The organism is Bradyrhizobium sp. LTSP849 (assembly GCF_000938255.1).
In the GTDB taxonomy this organism is placed as follows: domain Bacteria; phylum Pseudomonadota; class Alphaproteobacteria; order Rhizobiales; family Xanthobacteraceae; genus Bradyrhizobium.
Genome location: NZ_JYMR01000052.1, coordinates 371,760 through 387,396, shown reverse-complemented (window position 1 = coordinate 387,396; position 15,637 = coordinate 371,760). Strand labels below are relative to the sequence as shown.

Here is a 15,637-nt window from a genome sequence, read left to right as displayed (position 1 = left end):
GCGGGAGCATGCCATGAATGTAGTCCCCCGCGATCTCATGACCGAAATTCCCGTCTCGTCTGCCGATTTCCGCGGCGCCATGCGCCACCTCACCGGCGGCGTCAGCGTCATCACTGCCGGGCGGGGCAGGGACATTACCGGCATGACGGTGACCTCGGTGACCTCGCTGTCGGTCGATCCGCCGACGCTGCTGGTCAGCATCAACCGCGACGCCTCGTCCTTCCCGCTGATCCGCCGCCACGGCGCCTTCGGCGTGAACATCCTCGCGGCCGACCAGCTCGACATCGCCGAGCGCTTTGCCGGCAAGGGCGGGCTGAAAGGCGCCGATCGCTTTGCAGGCAGCCAGTGGGTGACGGCGGTCTCGGGCGTTCCGCTGCTGGTCGGTGCATTGTCGGCGGTCGATTGCGAGGTCGAGGAGATCGTCGAGCGGCATTCGCATGGCATCGTCATCGGCCGTGTCAGGGACATCAAGAATTCGACCCGCAACGCGGCGCTGGCCTATTGGCACGGCCAGTATGTGGCAGTCGACCAGGACGAGGACGCCGCAAAGCTCGCGGACGTCAGCGTTCCCGCGCGCAGCCGGCGCGGCGTTTGAGCGGCTGCGCCACAGGCGGCGGAGGCTGGCCTTTTCTTCATCATCGCTCTAGAAGCGCTGGCTGAGCCTTTCCGTCCGGGAAGGCAATGGAGCGGAACGATGAAGCGCGTCGGGACCTGGGCCTTCTACGCCGTCGGCGCGCTGGCAATCGCCTATCTCGCGCTCTACGCCTATGCGATGTTTCGCGGCCAGCCGTTCGTGCCGGGCGACCCCATCCACATTTTTCGTAGGCCGGATGCGCCGAGTTATTCGTAAAGTTTTGCTCGGTCTCGTAGGGTGGGCAAAGCGAAGCGTGCCCACCACTTCTATCCAACGAAGATAAACGGTGGGCACGGCGCAAGTGCGCCTTTGCCCACCCTACGGCACCTACGCAGTCCGCGAATTCACCCCCGCAAAATCGCCAGCGCCAGCGCCTGCGCGCGCGGCACGATGCTGTCGAGCTCGAGATATTCCTCCGGCGAATGTGCGAGGCCACCGACCGGCCCGACGCCGCAGATGGTCGGCGTGCCGACCGCGGCGGTGAAGCCGGAATCGGCGCAGCCGCCGGAGAATTCGCCCTGGAGCGTGGTGAGGCCGGCCTGCTTTGCGGCCGCCTGATAGCCTTCGAACAGCGCCTTCGAGCTCTCGCTCTGCACGACCGGCACGAACTCGCCCTTGATGGTCAGCACAGCGCTTGTGCCGGGCACGGAAGGCGTGGCGACGATCCGTTCGATCTCGGCCATCACCGTGGCGCGATCGGCGGGATTGACGTAGCGCATGTCGATCTGGCCCTCGGCTGAGGGCGCCGTCGTGTTGACGGACTGGCCGCCCGCGACCAGGCCGACATTGAGCGTGATACCCTTGGTGAGATCGGTCAACGCGTGGATCTGGATGATCTTGTGCGCGAGCTCGCCGATCGCGCTGATTCCGGCGGCGAAATTGGCGCCGGAATGTGCGGCTTTGCCGGTGATGGCCATGTGCATGAAGATGCCGCCCTTGCGGCTGGTGACGACGTTGCCGGTCGGGCGGCCCGGCTCGGAATTGAACACCGCGCGCGCGGTGCGCCCCTCGCGCTCGATCACCGGCCGCGACGAGGGCGAGCCGATTTCCTCGTCCGAGGTGATCAGCAGCTTGATCGGGTGCGGGTTGCCGCCGAATTTGTGGAAGGCGGTGGCCACGAACACGTTCATGACGAGGCCGGCCTTCATGTCGGCGACGCCGGGCCCATAGGCGCGCTTGTCTTTGATCGTGAACGGACGGCGGGTGGCCTCGCCCTTTCCGAACACGGTGTCGCGATGTCCCATCAACAGCACCGGCTTCTCGTTGCTGCCGGGCTTTGCGACCTCGGCATGGAGGGCGTCGCCAAAGGTACCGTGGTTCTCCCGCCGGGAGGGAATGCCGTGCTCGGAAAAATGCCGCTCGAACCGCGCACCGACCGCATCGACGCCTTCCTTGTCATAGGACCCGGAATCGATGTCCACGACGTCGCGCAAGAGATCGATCATCGCCTGCCGCTGCGACGCCAGCCAATCCGTGATTTGAGCTTCAGACATGCTTTTCCTCGCGTGGGTTCTCGGTGGCGCTTATAGGGCTTTGCGCGGGCGCGACCTAGTCGCCGGATGCGGTGCGGCCATGTGTTCAGTCCCGTAGCCCGGATGGAGCGAAGCGAAATCCGGGAATCCCGATCGCGAAGCGAACCCCGGATTGCGCTTCGCTCCATCAGGGCTACGAGACCTTTCCCCGTCACCCTGAGGTGCTCGCCTCTTCGGCGAGCCTCGAAGGGCGACGGCCCGGCTGCGTCCGTGGCCGTTCATCCTTCGAGGCTCGGCATGCGCTGCATGCCGAGCACCTCAGGATGACGGGGTGGGCATGTACGTCGCGGCAGCAAAAGAAATGCCCGGGCCAAGCCCGGGCATTCGTATCCTCATTATTTGCAGAAGCTCTACGCCCCCACCATCGGCATCCGCGGATACTCACCCGGCGTGCCGGCGGGGGTGATCGGGATGCCGCCGTCGGAATATTCGTTGAGCTTGTTGCGAAGGGTGCGGATCGAGATGCCCAAGATGTTGGCGGCGTGGGTCCGGTTGCCGAGGCAGTGCTTCAGTGTTTCCAGGATCAGGTCGCGCTCGACGTCCGCGACGGTGCGGCCGACCAGGGCGCGGGTCACCTGCTCGGCGGCGAACGTGGCATGCGCCACTGCCGGCACGGTCTTGGCGAGATCGAGGCGGTCGCCATCCGGCGTGAGGATGGCGTCGGGTCCGATCTCGTCGCCCTGCGCCATCAGCACCGAGCGGTGCATGGTGTTTTCGAGCTCGCGGACGTTACCTTGCCAGCGGTTGGTGGACAGCACGCGGCGGGCGTCCGCCGAGATCGGGCGTACCGGCACGCCGTTGGCGTCGGCATATTTCTTCACGAAGTGCTGAGCGAGTTCGAGAATGTCGGCAGGGCGCTCGCGCAGCGGCGGGATCTTCAGGTTCACGACGTTGAGGCGGAACAGCAGATCCTCGCGGAACGTGCCTTCGCGCACGGCTTCCGCCAGATTGCGGTTCGAGGTCGCGATGATGCGGATGTCGACCGGAACCGGCTTGGTGCCGCCGACGCGATCGATCACGCGCTCCTGGATGGCGCGGAGCAGCTTCGATTGCAGGCGGACGTCCATCTCCGAGATTTCGTCGAGCAGCAGCGTGCCGCCGGTCGCTTCCTCGAACTTGCCGATGCGGCGGGCGATCGCGCCGGTGAAGGCGCCCTTCTCATGGCCGAACAGCTCGGACTCCAGGAGATGCTCGGGGATTGCGGCGCAGTTGATCGAGATGAACGGACGCTTGGCGCGTTGCGAGCGGGTATGGACATAGCGCGCCAGCACTTCCTTGCCGGTGCCGGATTCGCCGGTGACCATCACCGAGGCGTCGGAACCTGCGATCTGCTGGGCGAGCTTGACGACCTTCGCCATCGCTTCGTCGCGATAGATCAGCTCGCGGGAATCGTTGGCCACTGCGGCCAGTACGGCTGCGATCAGCTCCGGATCCGGCGGCAGCGGGATGTATTCCTTGGCGCCGGCATGGATCGCGGCGACCGCGGCGCGGGCATCGTTGGTGATGCCGCAGGCGACGATCGGGGCGTGGATGTGCTCGGCCTCGAGCCGCATCACGAGGTCGCGGATGTCGAGGGCGACATCGACCAGCAAGAGGTCGGCGCCCTTGCCGCCGCGCAGCACGCGCATCGCCTGATCGAGATCCTCGGCGTGGGTCACGGTGGCGCCGTTCTCCATCGCGATCTTGGTGGCGGTGGTGAGCTGGCCCTTGAGTGTGCCAACGATGAGAAGCCGCATGTCAGTCTCCTGTCCGTCTGTTCGCGCTGCCGCGCGTCATTCCCTGTATGGCGCTAGCCGCGTTCAGTTTTGATGATTTCCGTCATGGTGACGCCGAGCTTGTCCTCGACCAGCACCACCTCGCCGCGAGCGACGAGCTTGTTGTTGACGTAGATGTCGATGGCCTCGCCGACGCGCCGGTCGAGCTCGAGCACGGTGCCGGGTCCGAGCTTCAACAGCTCGCCGACATCCATCTTGGAGCGGCCGAGCACCGCCGAGACCTGCACCGGCACGTCGAACACGGCTTCGAGGTCGGCGGCGACGCGGGCCGCATATTCTTCCTCATTGTAGCTGACGTCGTTGCCGGTCGGCGGCATCGGGCCGTTGAGATCGGGCAGCGGGACCTGTCCATCGGTGTCACTCATGGCTTAATTCCCCCTGCGGGACGCGACATAGCGTCCGACCAATTCGTCCACCTTGGCCGCGATGGCGGTGCGCTCCAGCACGACGCCGCCATCGGCCCATTCGATCCGGCAGTCGCCGGTCGCAATCTCGGGCTCGGCCAGGATCACCAGCCGTCCTTCGAAGCCGCTCTGCTTGGCGAGCCGCTCGATCTTCTCGCGCGCGCTGTCATAGAGCGCGTCATTGATGCGGACGACGAGATGCGGCGTCGCGACCAGATGCGAGAAGCAGTCCTTGACCAGCGCCATGATCTCGCCGAGCGGCTCGGCGGCGACCAGGTCGGCGCAGAGTTTGCGCGCCACCGCGACCGCGACGTCGACCGCCTCAGTCTCCATCTTGCTCTCGATATTGCCGATGCCCGCCGCAATGCCCCGGATGCCGATGTTGATTTCTTCCATGGCAAGCGCGACGCGGCGGTCGCTCTCCGCCTTGGCCTCGCGCTGGCCGGCGGCAAAGCCGTCCTGATAGGCACGCGCTTCGGCTTCCGCGACCTTCTGCGCGATCTCGGCCGCGGTCGCGGCCTTCTCGCGCGTCCGGTCGGGCGCGGCGAAGTCGGTATCGAACAGGAATTTTGCCGGAGCGGCCATCAATACACCAGCTCGTCGTCAGCGCGGTTCTTGGTCAGCATGATCTCGCCCTTGGCGGCGAGGTCCTTGGCGAGGTTGACCAGCAGCGCCTGGGCCTCGTCGACGTCGCGCAGCCGCACCGGGCCCATCGCCGCCATGTCGTCCTGGAGCATCTTGGCCGCGCGCGAAGACATGTTGCCGAAGAAGAAGTTGCGGACGTCCTCGTTGGCGCTCTTCAGCGCCACGCCGAGCTTGTCCTTGTCGACGTTGCGCATCAGAGTCTGGGCCGAGCCGGAATCGAGCTTCACGAGGTCATCGAATGTGAACATCAGCGCCTTGATGCGCTCGGCGGATTCGCGATTGTCCTCTTCCAGCGAGGTGATGAAGCGGGTTTCGGTCTGGCGGTCGAAATTGTTGAAGATTTCCGCCATCACCTCGTGGGCGTCGCGGCGGCGGGTCTGCGAGAGATTGGACATGAATTCGGTGCGCAGCGTCTTCTCCACGCTCTCGATCACCTCCTTCTGCACCGCTTCCATCTTCAACATGCGGTTGACGACGTCGAGCGCGAGGTCCTCGGGGAAGATGCCGAGCACCCGGGCGGCATGCTCCGGCTTCAGCTTCGACAGCACCACCGCGATGGTCTGCGGATATTCGTTCTTGAGGTAGTTGGCGAGGACCTCTTCCTGCACGTTGGAAAGCTTCTCCCACATGTTGCGCCCCGCAGGGCCGCGGATCTCGTCCATGATGCCGTTGACGCGCTCGGGTGCCAGATATTGCTGGAGCAGCCGCTCGGTGGCGTCGAAATTGCCCATCAGCGCGCCGGAGGCCGACATGCGCGAGACGAATTCGAGCAGCATGTCCTCCACCGTGTCGACCTCGACGGTGCCGAGCGTCGACATTTCCAGCGAGAGCTGGCGTACCTCGTCGTCGTCGAGCAGCGACCAGATCTTGCCACCATATTGCTCGCCGAGCGCCAGCATCAGGATGGCGGCGCGCTTCGGCCCCGCCACCGCTTCGGTCTTGGCGCTGCCCACGCGGCTGCCGGCGCGCTGACCGAGCGTCGAGATCACGCTGGTGATGTCGTTCGAGTTGGCGTTTTGCAGGTTGCCGGCCATGTCAGTTCACTTCTCGAATCATTTCGCGGGTTCGGTCAGCCATTGACGGATGATGGCGACGGTTTCGTTGGGGTTGCGCTCGGCCAGCTCGCCGACGCGATGAACGGACTGGGCGTGGACCTGGCCCTGGACGGTGGCGACGTCGATCGCGCTGGCGGCACCGCTCGGCAGCAGCGCCTGGCCGGCCGGCGCGGCCTCGTCCGAGGCGGCGGGGCCGGTGAGGGCGCCGGAAATGGCGGCGGCAACCTCCTCGGAGGCGAGGATGCGCTTGACCAGCGGCCGGATCACCATGAACAGCACGACCAGGCCGAGCAGCATCATCACGCCGAGCTCGACGAAGTACATGACATCGTCTTTGGTGAACTGGAGCATGCCGAGGAACCCGCTCGGCTCCGCGATCGGGGCGGTGGCGGGGGCATCGGCAAAGCGCAGATTGACGACCTCGACCTGGTCGCCGCGCTTCTGGTCGAAGCCGATCGCCGAGCGGACCAGGGTGGCGATGCGGTCGAGCTGCTCCTTGGTGCGGTCTGTGTAGGCGAGCTCGCCCTTGTCGTTCTTGGTGTAGATGCCGTCGACCAGGACCGCGACCGAGATGCGGTTGACCCGGCCGACCTCGGTCACCTCGGTCTTGGTGGTGCGGGAGATCTCGTAATTGTTGGTCTCTTCGGTCTTCTTGCTCTGGTCCTTGGCCGCCGCGCCGCTGTTCTGCTGGTTGCCGGGGAGCTCGTTGTTGACCGTGACCTGGCCGTTATTGTCGGCGGTCATGCTCTGCTCTTCGCGGGTCTGGCTCGAGCGCAGCACGCGGCCCTCGGGATCGAACTTGTCCGAGGTCTGGGTGACCTTGTTGAAGTCGAAATCGGCGGCGAGCTGGACGCGGGCGCGGCCGGAGCCGACCACGGAGGAGACGATGTCCTCGACCTGCTTGCGGATCCGCTTCTCGTAGGCGGTGCGGCGCTCGTCGCCGACCGCCTGCTCCGGATCGGTCGCAGCACCATCGGCGAGCAAGGTGCCGGCCTCGTCGACAATCGAGACCCGCTGTGGCTTCAACCCGTTGACGGCAGAGGCGACGAGGTGGCGGATGGCGCGGATCTGCTGCGCTTCCAGCGAGCCGCGAACCCGCACCACGATCGAGGCCGACGGCTCCGGCGCCTCGCGCGAGAACAGCGGGCGCTCGGGCAGCACGAGATGGACGCGGGCGGCCTGGATGCGGTCGATGGCGCGGATGGTGCGGGCGAGCTCGCCTTCCAGCGCGCGCAGATGATTGATGTTCTGGACGAAAGAAGTGGTGCCGAGCGCGTCCGACTTGTCGAACACCTCGTAGCCGACCCCGCCGCCCTTGGGCAGGCCGCCCTCGGCGAGCTTCATCCGCAGCCGGGTGACCTTGTCCTTCGGCACCATGATGACGCTGCCTTCATTGCGCAGCTCGAACTGGATGCCTTGGCGCTCCAAGTCTTTGATAATTCCGGAAGAATCTTCGACGCTGAGGTCGGTGAACAGCGTCGTCATCTGCGGCGTGGTGACGCGCATGATGACAAAGGCAAAGAAGCCGATGAGCGCGGCGGTGACCGCGATCATCGCCCCGAACCGGGCGGCGCCGATACCCTTCAAAAATTCCGCAAGACCTTGCAAGCAACCGCCCCAACAGATTCGGCTGCTTTCCCTGGAAAGGCCGACTGGGCAATTATTGCCTAGGTGATGGTTTCGATATGGTTAACGAAGGTTAAGGGCTCGGACAAAAGTAGCGTCATGAAAAAAATCGGCCTCGCATCGCGAGACCGATTTTCGTCAAAAGCCGCAGATTTCCGGATCGCTTACTGGCGATATTGCTGGATGCGGGTGGTGCGAAGACCCGCCAGACCATGCTGGTCGATGGAAAACTGCCAGGAGAGGAATTCGTCGACCGTCAGGGTGTAACGGCTGCAGGCCTCCTCGAGCGAGAGGAGTCCGCCACGAACGGCGGCGACGACTTCAGCCTTGCGGCGGATGACCCAGCGTTTGGTGCCGGGTGCGGGCAGATCTGCAATCGTCAGCGGACTGCCGTCCGGCCCGATGACGTATTTTACCCTCGGGCGATGGGGTTCTGTCATGGCGTACTCACAAACTCTCAACCACTGAACTCACTTCACAACCGTACGCATCGCGGCTTAAAAATCCGCTAAGCCTAAGGCTTCAATACAATTCTCGTTGAAACTTGCGGGAACGCGACCGGCCCGGCGGGCTGAACACATGGTTTCAGGCGGCCGGGCGCGGTCTTCGTAAATACTTTACTAACTTTCGCTGTCGTCCCGGCGTAGGCCGGGACCCAACCACAGGGAGAAATTTGGCGAAGACCCGCAGTTGAGGAGTCTTTCGCGGTACTGCTACCTGCGTCTCATAGATACATCACGCGGTATGGGTCCCGGCCTTCGCCGGGACGACACTTATCTTAGCTGCCGGTGCTGCTGCTGGTGGCGACGATGCTCTTCACCTGGCTCAGCGTGTAGCTGTTGCCGTCGATCGTGAGCAGCGGCGGCGACTGGGTCAGGTCGACCGACGACACCGTGCCCTGCACCTGGGCCGCGATGCCGACATTGTTGCCCGAGACATCCTTGCCCGTCGCCGTGATCGTATATTTTCCGTCCGGCCACTGCGTGCCGTCATTGCCCTGGCCGTTCCAGGTGAAGGGAACGTCGGAGGCCGCACCGGCAGTATATTTTCCGGTGAACACGGTCTGGCCGCTGGAATTGGCGATGGAAATATCGACGGTCGCGTCGGTCGGCACGTTGAGATGCCAGGTCGCCGACGAACTCGTCATGGTCGCGGTGGTGCCGTCGACCACGGCGGTCTTGCCGACGAAGCCCAGCGCCTGGGTCGCCTGCGTGGTCTGTTGGAGGGTGACGAGCTGGGACAGCGAATCGTTGGTCTTGAGCTGCTGCTCGACGCCGGCGAACTGCACCAGCTGCTGGGTGAACTGGTTGGTGTCGAGCGGATCGAGCGGGTTCTGGTTCTGGAGCTGCGTCGTCAGCAGCGTCAGGAAGGTCTGGAAGTTGCCGGCGAGCGTCGCGCCGGTGGTCGAGCCCAGGCTCGAGCTCGACGAGGATGACGACGATGACGTCGAGGTCGTGCCGGAGACGACGGCAGGTGCGGTGGCGGAATTCGTGGTGGTCATTTGCGAATACTCCTCACACTCTGATGTCGACGCCGCTGCTCGATCCGAGCATGCGGCCGTAGCTACGGCTCACGGGCGCCGCGGGAGTTGCATCTTCGTCGCTGATGATCAGCCGGCGGGCATTGCCGTTATTGTCGTTGTTGTTGCCGGAGTTCTGCCCCGACGAATTCTGGTCGCGCAGGCTAAAGGAAAGCCCGTTGCTGCCGGTCTTCAGCCCGGCATCGTCGAGCGCGCGCTGCAATTGCGGCGCGTCCTGCTTCAGCAGCGACAGCGTCTCCGGCTTCTCGACGGTGAGATGCGAGGTGACCTGGCCGTTGCGGTCGACATTGATGCGGACGTCGATGCGGCCGAGATCGACCGGATCGAGGCTGATGTCGAAGCGGGTCTTGCCGGCGCGCGCGGCCGCCGCGATCTCGACCGGGATGCCGCTGATCGGCACCGCCGTCGATGTCGCCGCGGTCGCGGTGAGCGTCGCGGTGGAAGCGGTTGCGGTCGATGTCGTATTGGTCAGCGGTGCCTGCACGGCGTTGGCCGCCTGCGCGCTGCTGTCCGTCGCGCTAGCGACGGCCTGCGTGTCGGCATGGACGTGCGGGGTGGGTGCGGCCGCCGTGGCATCGGCGGTGTGGTCCGCGGCACCGGCCTTCGCGTCGGTCGCATCGGCGTCGGCCTGCGGTTTTGCGGTCTGCGGATGCGCGGCGGCGTTGGCGGTCGCAGTCGTCGCGGCAGTCTGCGTGGTGGCTGAAGCTGCGGTCTTACCCGCATCCTGGCCGATATTGGAGGCGTCGCTCGAGCCCTGCGCCGTTGCGGCGGCCTTGAACGAGGTTTTCGGCGTGCCCTGGTCGACAGCTGTGAGCTGTGCGGCGTTCGCCTTGGCATCGGTTGCGGTGGCGTCGGTGGCCGTTGCGGCGGCATCGCCAAGTGCGGCCTTCGCATCGGTGGTCTTGGCATCGCCAGTCTTGCCGGTCTTGGCGCCGGTGGCGGTCGCATCAAGCTTGGTGCCGGCGATCTGCGCCGCGGTCGAGGCGCTGGCGGCGATGCCGGCAGCCGCGATCGTCAGCGGCGAAGAGGCAGCGGAGGCGGCCTGGTTGGCGGCCGCGTTCGGATCGATCGGCACGACGGGCGCGGCAACGACAATCGCGTTCGGATCGGGCACGGCTTGCGTCGCCGTGGTCTGGGCGTTGGCCGAAGCATCGACCGCGGCGGCGAGGCCATCGGTGCCGTCGGTCTTGTCACTCTTCGAGCTGTCGGATTTGTCGCCCGACTTGGTGCTGGAGGTGTCGGACTTGTCCTTGGTCTTCCCGCTCGCCTTGGCCGGATCGGTCGTGGTGTCGGTGCTGGCCGGCGTCGTGGAATCGGTGCTGTCGCTCGCCTGGCTCTGCGAGGATTGATCATCGGTCGAGGAGCTGTCGCGCGTGCTCCGGTCGGACGAGGCGGAGGACGATGACGACGATGAGGAATCACTGCGTCGCGGCGCGGTGTCTTGGGTCGAGGACGAGGCGCTGTTGCTGATCGCCTGGGTGTTGCTGTCGACCAGCGCACCGAAGGAATCGTTCGGGGAGGTGTTCGAGCTCTGCGACCGGGCAGGCTTCTGCTGCGCGCTCGAAACCTGCGTGCTCGCAGCTACGTCTGACGTGACACCAACCACAGGCGACCCCTCAAAAACATCTTCGGAGCAGGAGGTTAGCAAGGAGCGGGCCAGCTCCACGCGAAGCCATTTTATATAGTAAAATCAATATCTTGATGAATCGGCACCAGCGCCGCGGGGCCCCCTTCGGCCCCGCCATTTCTGCCGCCCCGGCAAGAATTGCCCTAAGCTTTGGGCCCGCGCGATTGCTTCACCGGAAGGCCGCCTATATTAAAGGGTGCTCTCAGCCGCTTTCGACCGGGCAAGTCAGCCCCCGGGGGAACCGAAGTTCCCGGGGACCGCCGATGTCCCGGCTCAAGGCATCAGGAACCCATGCTCAACAGTCTGGATCTCGAAGGCCGTCCGCAGGACACCAGGGTCGTCGTCGCCATGTCGGGCGGCGTCGATTCCTCGACGACGGCTGCGCTGTTGAAGGCCGAAGGCTATGACGTCGTCGGCATCACGCTCCAGCTCTACGACCATGGCGCGGCGATCCACCGCAAGGGCGCCTGCTGCGCCGGCCAGGATATCCACGACGCCCGCGACGTCGCGGCCAAGCTCGGCATTCCCCATTACGTGCTCGACTACGAGGACCGCTTCCGCGAGTCCGTCATCGACAATTTTGCCGACAGCTACGCGCTCGGCGAGACGCCGGTGCCGTGCATCGAGTGCAACCGCTCGGTCAAGTTTCGCGACCTCTTGAAGACCGCGCGCGAGCTGGGCGCCACTGCGCTTGCCACCGGCCATTACGTCGCCTCGCGCCGTCGCGACGACGGCTCGCGCGCGCTGGTCTGCGCTGCCGATGCCGATCGCGACCAGAGCTATTTCCTGTTCGCGACCACGCAGGAGCAGCTCGATTACTTACGCTTTCCGCTCGGCGACATGACCAAGCCCGAGACGCGCGAGCTCGCGCGTCGCTTCGGCCTCAGCGTCGCCGACAAGCACGACAGCCAGGACATCTGCTTCGTGCCGACCGGCCGCTACACCGACATCATCACCCGGCTGCGGCCGAATGCGATGGACCCCGGCGACATCGTCGATCTCGACGGTCGCGTGCTCGGCCAGCATCACGGCATCGCCAATTTCACCATCGGCCAGCGCCGCGGCCTCGGCATCGCGGCAGCCGCGCCGCTGTTCGTGGTGCGGCTGGACGCGGCCAACCGCCGCGTCATCGTTGGCCCGCGCGAGGCGCTGAGGATGCACCGCATCAGCTTGCGCGACGTCAACTGGATCGGCGACGGCGACATCGACCGCGCCATCGGCAATGGCCTCGAGATGTTCGTGCGCGTGCGCTCGACCCGCAGCCCCCAGCCAGCCTGGCTGCGCGGCAGCAACGGTCATTACGAAGTCGAGCTCATCGCCGGCGAGGAGGGCGTCTCGCCCGGCCAGGCCTGCGTGTTCTACGACGCGCCCACGGGCCAGGCCCGCGTACTCGGCGGCGGCTTCATCCAGAGCGCGGCCGCAAAGGTCGCGAGCAGCACAGCGCGGCCACTCGCTGAAGCGGTTCGCGGGTAATCATGAGTTCGGATCGCGCTGCCGCAGCACCGGAAGTGCGCTCCCTCTCCCGCTTGCGGGGGAGGGTTGGGGAGGGGGCTCTCTCCAGACGCGATATCTCGCGAGCGGAAAGAACCCTCACCCGGCGCTACGCGCCGACCTCTCCCGCAAGCGGGAGAGGCCCAGACCGCGCCCGGGGCTGGCTTTGATCTCACCAATTAAACTCTAGAAACGGCAGGGGGCATGGCAGCAGACATCTCGCGGGCCGGGGTCGAGAAGGCCTATGGCCGCTGGGCGCCGGTCTATGATCTCGTGTTCGGCAAGGTGTTTGACGCCGGACGGCAGTCGACCATCGCGGAGGCCGACCGCATCGGCGGCCGCATCCTCGACGTCGGCGTCGGCACCGGGCTTTCGCTGTCCGACTATGCGCGCACCACAAAGATCTGCGGCGTCGACATTTCCGAGCCGATGCTGCGCAAGGCGCAGGCGCGCGTGCGCGCGATGCGGCTGTCCAATGTCGAAGTGCTCTCGGTGATGGACGCCAAGAACCTCGCCTTCCACGATGGCTATTTCGACGCGGTGGTCGCGCAATATGTCATCACCGCCGTGCCCGATCCCGAAGGCACGCTCGACGAGTTCGTGCGCGTGCTCAAAGTTGGCGGCGAGCTGATCCTCGTCAACCACATCGGCGCCGAGAGTGGTTTGCGAAAACTCTCCGAGCTTGCCTTCGCGCCGCTCGCCCGCCGCCTCGGCTGGCGCCCGGAATTCCCGTGGGCTCGCCTGGTCGATTGGGCCGCCAAGCACGGCGGCATCACGCTGGCCGAGCGCCGCCCGATGTCGCCGATGGGGCACTTTTCGCTGATCAGGTACGTCAAATCGTAATGTTGCACGCCGGGAACATCGGGCCTGACCCGCGCGTTTCCCCTCCATGAACAAGACATCAAACCTCATCCTTGCGGGCTTCCTGATCGCCGCCTCGGGCGCCGCGATCGCGCAGGCCCCGCCCGCCTCGGCAACGCCGCCGCAAGCGACCGCGCCGCAATCCCCGCAACGCGCCGCCGACTGCGCGCCCCAGGACCGCCCGAACCGCGCCACCGCGCCCGACGGCACCACCACCGGCCAGTCCCGGGAACCGCTCGGCGACAAACTCGCCAAAACCGACGGCGTGCTCTGCCCGCCCTCCGGCGTAGACCCCGAAATGCATGCCCCCGCGCCCTCGACCGACGGCGCCATGCCCGTGATCCCGCCCCCCGGTAGCCCCGGCGGCGACCCGACGGTCCGGCCGAAATAGCGGTTCTTCCTTCGCCTCTCCCCGCCTGCGGGGAGAGGCCGAAATCCGCGCAAAAGCGCGGATTTCGGGTGAGGGGGACTGTCCGCGAGTCTGGTGCCTGATAGGCGCGATTCCGCCGCCAAAATCAGCCCCCAGCCACGCCCCACTTTGCTTGACAGCCCGCCGCCCCCTTCCTTATATGCCGCGCGTTCGCGAGATCGGCCTGTTTCGGCCCCCGCGTACCCTGTGGCGGGGTAGCTCAGCTGGTTAGAGCACGGGAATCATAATCCTGGGGTCGGGGGTTCGAGTCCCTCTCCCGCTACCAAAATGCCTCCCGCTCAGTCCTTGAAGTCATTGGCGAACCGAGCGATTCCAGTCCGCAAGGCTGGGTGAGGCACTGTCCGGCGAAGAGCCTGGAAATTCGCTGCGATAGTTCATTTCGTCAGATCAGGTCGTCGACCGTGAGCTTCAGGACCGTGGCGAGCTTTTTGAGCGTCGCTGCGGTGCCCGGCTTGTTCCCGGCCTCGATCTCGGAAATGAAGCCCTGTGCGACGCCGCTCGCCTTGGACAACGCGCCCTGCGTCAGGCCGCGCTTGTTCCTCCAGAAAGCAAGCGGGCTCTTGGTGGCCAACAGCTCCTTCGCCTCGGCGGAGGTTAAGGTCTCTATCTCGCCTCGCTCGATTGCCTTCCGGGAGCGCTCGGCAATTTCGCTGTCCCTCTGATCCTCGGCCGCCTCCACCAAGCGCTCATAATCTGCGGCCGATAGCACAACCATGTCCTCGCCGCTGGGACTCTTGATGCGCTGTACCTTGTTCATGGTGCTTTCCTTCAATCGTAGATCCCGCCGCGTGGTCCGACATCGTGAATGGTGACGGTGTCTTTCGTTTCCGAGAAGATCACCCGGAAGTCGCCGACCCGCAATCGGTAGTCCGGACGGCCCTTCAGCTTCTTGACGTTGTTTGCCTGCGCCGCCGGATTCTTTGCATAGGCGTCGATCTTCGCCATGATGGCGGCCTTGCGGTTCGAATGTTGCCGCAAGGCCCGAACCGCTTCGACGCTGTAAATGACGTCCTTCATGGAAGCATCAATCCCATGCCGCAACAATGCGGTCAATCCCAATAGAGATAATTAGTCAATCCCAATAGAGATGAAGCGAGATCCGGGCGCCCTTGCCAACAGATCGCTTTCTTCAGGCAACAGGCCGCCCCATTGGCTGACCATGTCAGGGAAAGGTCTCCGATCGCACCTTCCACCTATCGTGCCCAGGCGGCATGCGGTGCCGGCTTTTCATATGCGTCAGCAGCTTCGTAAGCTGTGAATTGTTTGGAATGGGCTCAGGCCCCGTAGGATGGGTAGAGCACTTGCGAAACCCATCATGCCTCACCGCGGTCAGAAGCGTGATCGGCCTCGCTTCGCTCTACCATCCTACGGGTTATCGACACGACACAGAGTCACCTGCAAGCAATTTCCAACTCGTCAGCGTCGCGAAGTGATTCATCCTTGTCGTTCGCCTTGGCGCTAACGAACTTCATGTTCACCCGAGGCGGTATCGCGAAATCCACGTCCAGGTACGCCGTTCCCAAGCGCATAGTGCTCTGGATACGCTTTGCCGTCGCCGCGCTCGTGATGAGGGCGGAAATCAGTACGCCGCCGCTCGTTGCCTTTGCCGCGATTGCGTTCACTTTTTGAACGTCCGGATTACCGGTTGATTTCAAACGCAACCGAGCTTTCGGCGGCAGACCCCAGGTGATTTTGAGCGTGGTGACCTCATAACCCATCTGTTCGAGGATCGGCAGCGCGTCGCCGACTTGCTGAGTAAATGTGTTGAACTCCGTCATGACTCTGCCGGTCGCATCTGAAAGGTCTGGTAACGAGAGGTCGGGCATCGACGGTAAGGATACGGACGGCATTGAAGGCATGGCGGGTATCATGTCACGCGCTGACTTGGTTATTCCGTCGATCCGGCTAGGAGCGGAAGTCTCCTCACACCGGGCGCTGCAAGTGGCGACGGCCAACAAGACGAGTATCAATATTGCTCTCATCTCAAATTTCCTTGGCTAAATCGTTCGCAGACACT

The 15,637-nt window shown here is 64.8% G+C and carries 18 protein-coding genes and 1 tRNA gene; 7 read left to right on the top strand and 12 right to left on the bottom strand.

Annotation, left to right across the window (positions count from 1 at the left end; all coding sequences use genetic code 11):
• Positions 1-13 precede the first annotated feature (13 nt).
• Entirely contained in the window at positions 14-595 is a 582-nt protein-coding gene (locus tag UB31_RS32605; protein ID WP_045007810.1) for a flavin reductase family protein, read from the top strand.
• Between the two features lie 99 nt (positions 596-694).
• On the top strand, positions 695-850 hold the full coding sequence (locus UB31_RS42305; protein WP_045007781.1) for a hypothetical protein: 156 nt from the start codon (positions 695-697) through the stop codon (positions 848-850).
• A gap of 128 nt (positions 851-978) precedes the next feature.
• Here the strand turns inward: UB31_RS42305 and UB31_RS32595 are convergent, their stop codons facing one another.
• The 9 genes from UB31_RS32595 to UB31_RS32555 all read right to left on the bottom strand — a co-directional run bounded on the left by UB31_RS32595 (position 979) and on the right by UB31_RS32555 (position 10,817).
• Positions 979-2,127, bottom strand: coding sequence for a M20 family metallopeptidase (locus UB31_RS32595; protein WP_045013777.1), 1,149 nt, complete (start codon positions 2,125-2,127; stop codon positions 979-981).
• Between the two features lie 389 nt (positions 2,128-2,516).
• The gene (gene flbD, locus UB31_RS32590; protein WP_045007780.1) at positions 2,517-3,902 is read right to left on the bottom strand and encodes a sigma-54-dependent transcriptional regulator FlbD; all 1,386 of its coding nucleotides are present in this window, start codon (positions 3,900-3,902) and stop codon (positions 2,517-2,519) included.
• A gap of 53 nt (positions 3,903-3,955) precedes the next feature.
• Positions 3,956-4,306, bottom strand: coding sequence for a flagellar motor switch protein FliN (gene fliN / locus UB31_RS32585; RefSeq protein WP_045007779.1), 351 nt, complete (start codon positions 4,304-4,306; stop codon positions 3,956-3,958).
• Positions 4,307-4,309: 3 nt separating this feature from the next.
• On the bottom strand, positions 4,310-4,930 hold the full coding sequence (locus tag UB31_RS32580; protein ID WP_045013776.1) for a FliH/SctL family protein: 621 nt from the start codon (positions 4,928-4,930) through the stop codon (positions 4,310-4,312).
• Complete coding sequence (fliG, locus tag UB31_RS32575; protein WP_045007777.1) at positions 4,930-6,024, bottom strand: flagellar motor switch protein FliG; 1,095 nt, start codon at positions 6,022-6,024, stop codon at positions 4,930-4,932. The genes UB31_RS32580 and fliG overlap by 1 nt, the downstream gene beginning before the upstream one ends.
• 18 nt (positions 6,025-6,042) lie before the next feature.
• A complete protein-coding gene (fliF, locus tag UB31_RS32570) occupies positions 6,043-7,653 on the bottom strand; it encodes a flagellar basal-body MS-ring/collar protein FliF (RefSeq protein ID WP_045013775.1) in 1,611 nt (536 codons plus the stop codon).
• A gap of 182 nt (positions 7,654-7,835) precedes the next feature.
• The gene (sciP, locus tag UB31_RS32565; protein WP_002714638.1) at positions 7,836-8,111 is read right to left on the bottom strand and encodes a CtrA inhibitor SciP; all 276 of its coding nucleotides are present in this window, start codon (positions 8,109-8,111) and stop codon (positions 7,836-7,838) included.
• A 338-nt stretch (positions 8,112-8,449) separates the two neighbouring features.
• Positions 8,450-9,172: a flagellar hook assembly protein FlgD gene (locus tag UB31_RS32560; protein ID WP_045007775.1), complete on the bottom strand. Its 723-nt coding sequence runs from the start codon at positions 9,170-9,172 to the stop codon at positions 8,450-8,452.
• A gap of 13 nt (positions 9,173-9,185) precedes the next feature.
• A complete protein-coding gene (locus UB31_RS32555) occupies positions 9,186-10,817 on the bottom strand; it encodes a flagellar hook-length control protein FliK (protein WP_045013774.1) in 1,632 nt (543 codons plus the stop codon).
• A gap of 312 nt (positions 10,818-11,129) precedes the next feature.
• Here UB31_RS32555 and mnmA point away from each other — a divergent pair, with 312 nt between their 5' ends.
• The 4 genes from mnmA (at position 11,130) to UB31_RS32535 (ending at position 13,885) form a co-directional block, all read left to right on the top strand.
• Complete coding sequence (gene mnmA / locus UB31_RS32550) at positions 11,130-12,311, top strand: tRNA 2-thiouridine(34) synthase MnmA (protein WP_045013773.1); 1,182 nt, start codon at positions 11,130-11,132, stop codon at positions 12,309-12,311.
• A 222-nt stretch (positions 12,312-12,533) separates the two neighbouring features.
• Entirely contained in the window at positions 12,534-13,172 is a 639-nt protein-coding gene (locus tag UB31_RS32545; protein WP_045013772.1) for a class I SAM-dependent methyltransferase, read from the top strand.
• Between the two features lie 46 nt (positions 13,173-13,218).
• The gene (locus UB31_RS32540) at positions 13,219-13,581 is read left to right on the top strand and encodes a hypothetical protein (protein WP_045007771.1); all 363 of its coding nucleotides are present in this window, start codon (positions 13,219-13,221) and stop codon (positions 13,579-13,581) included.
• Between the two features lie 227 nt (positions 13,582-13,808).
• Positions 13,809-13,885: transfer RNA gene (locus UB31_RS32535), tRNA-Met, on the top strand.
• Positions 13,886-14,002: 117 nt separating this feature from the next.
• Here the strand turns inward: UB31_RS32535 and UB31_RS32530 are convergent.
• The 3 genes from UB31_RS32530 to UB31_RS32520 form a co-directional block, all read right to left on the bottom strand.
• Positions 14,003-14,377 (bottom strand): helix-turn-helix domain-containing protein, encoded by a 375-nt coding sequence (locus UB31_RS32530; RefSeq protein WP_045007808.1) that lies wholly within the window; start codon positions 14,375-14,377, stop codon positions 14,003-14,005.
• A gap of 11 nt (positions 14,378-14,388) precedes the next feature.
• On the bottom strand, positions 14,389-14,637 hold the full coding sequence (locus UB31_RS32525; RefSeq protein ID WP_045007770.1) for a type II toxin-antitoxin system RelE family toxin: 249 nt from the start codon (positions 14,635-14,637) through the stop codon (positions 14,389-14,391).
• 374 nt (positions 14,638-15,011) lie between these two features.
• On the bottom strand, positions 15,012-15,398 hold the full coding sequence (locus tag UB31_RS32520) for a hypothetical protein (RefSeq protein WP_045013771.1): 387 nt from the start codon (positions 15,396-15,398) through the stop codon (positions 15,012-15,014).
• On the opposite strand from UB31_RS32520, the gene UB31_RS32515 reads away from it, so the two are divergent.
• On the top strand, positions 15,397-15,621 hold the full coding sequence (locus UB31_RS32515) for a hypothetical protein (RefSeq protein WP_045013770.1): 225 nt from the start codon (positions 15,397-15,399) through the stop codon (positions 15,619-15,621). The genes UB31_RS32520 and UB31_RS32515 overlap by 2 nt on opposite strands.
• Positions 15,622-15,637 lie beyond the last annotated feature (16 nt).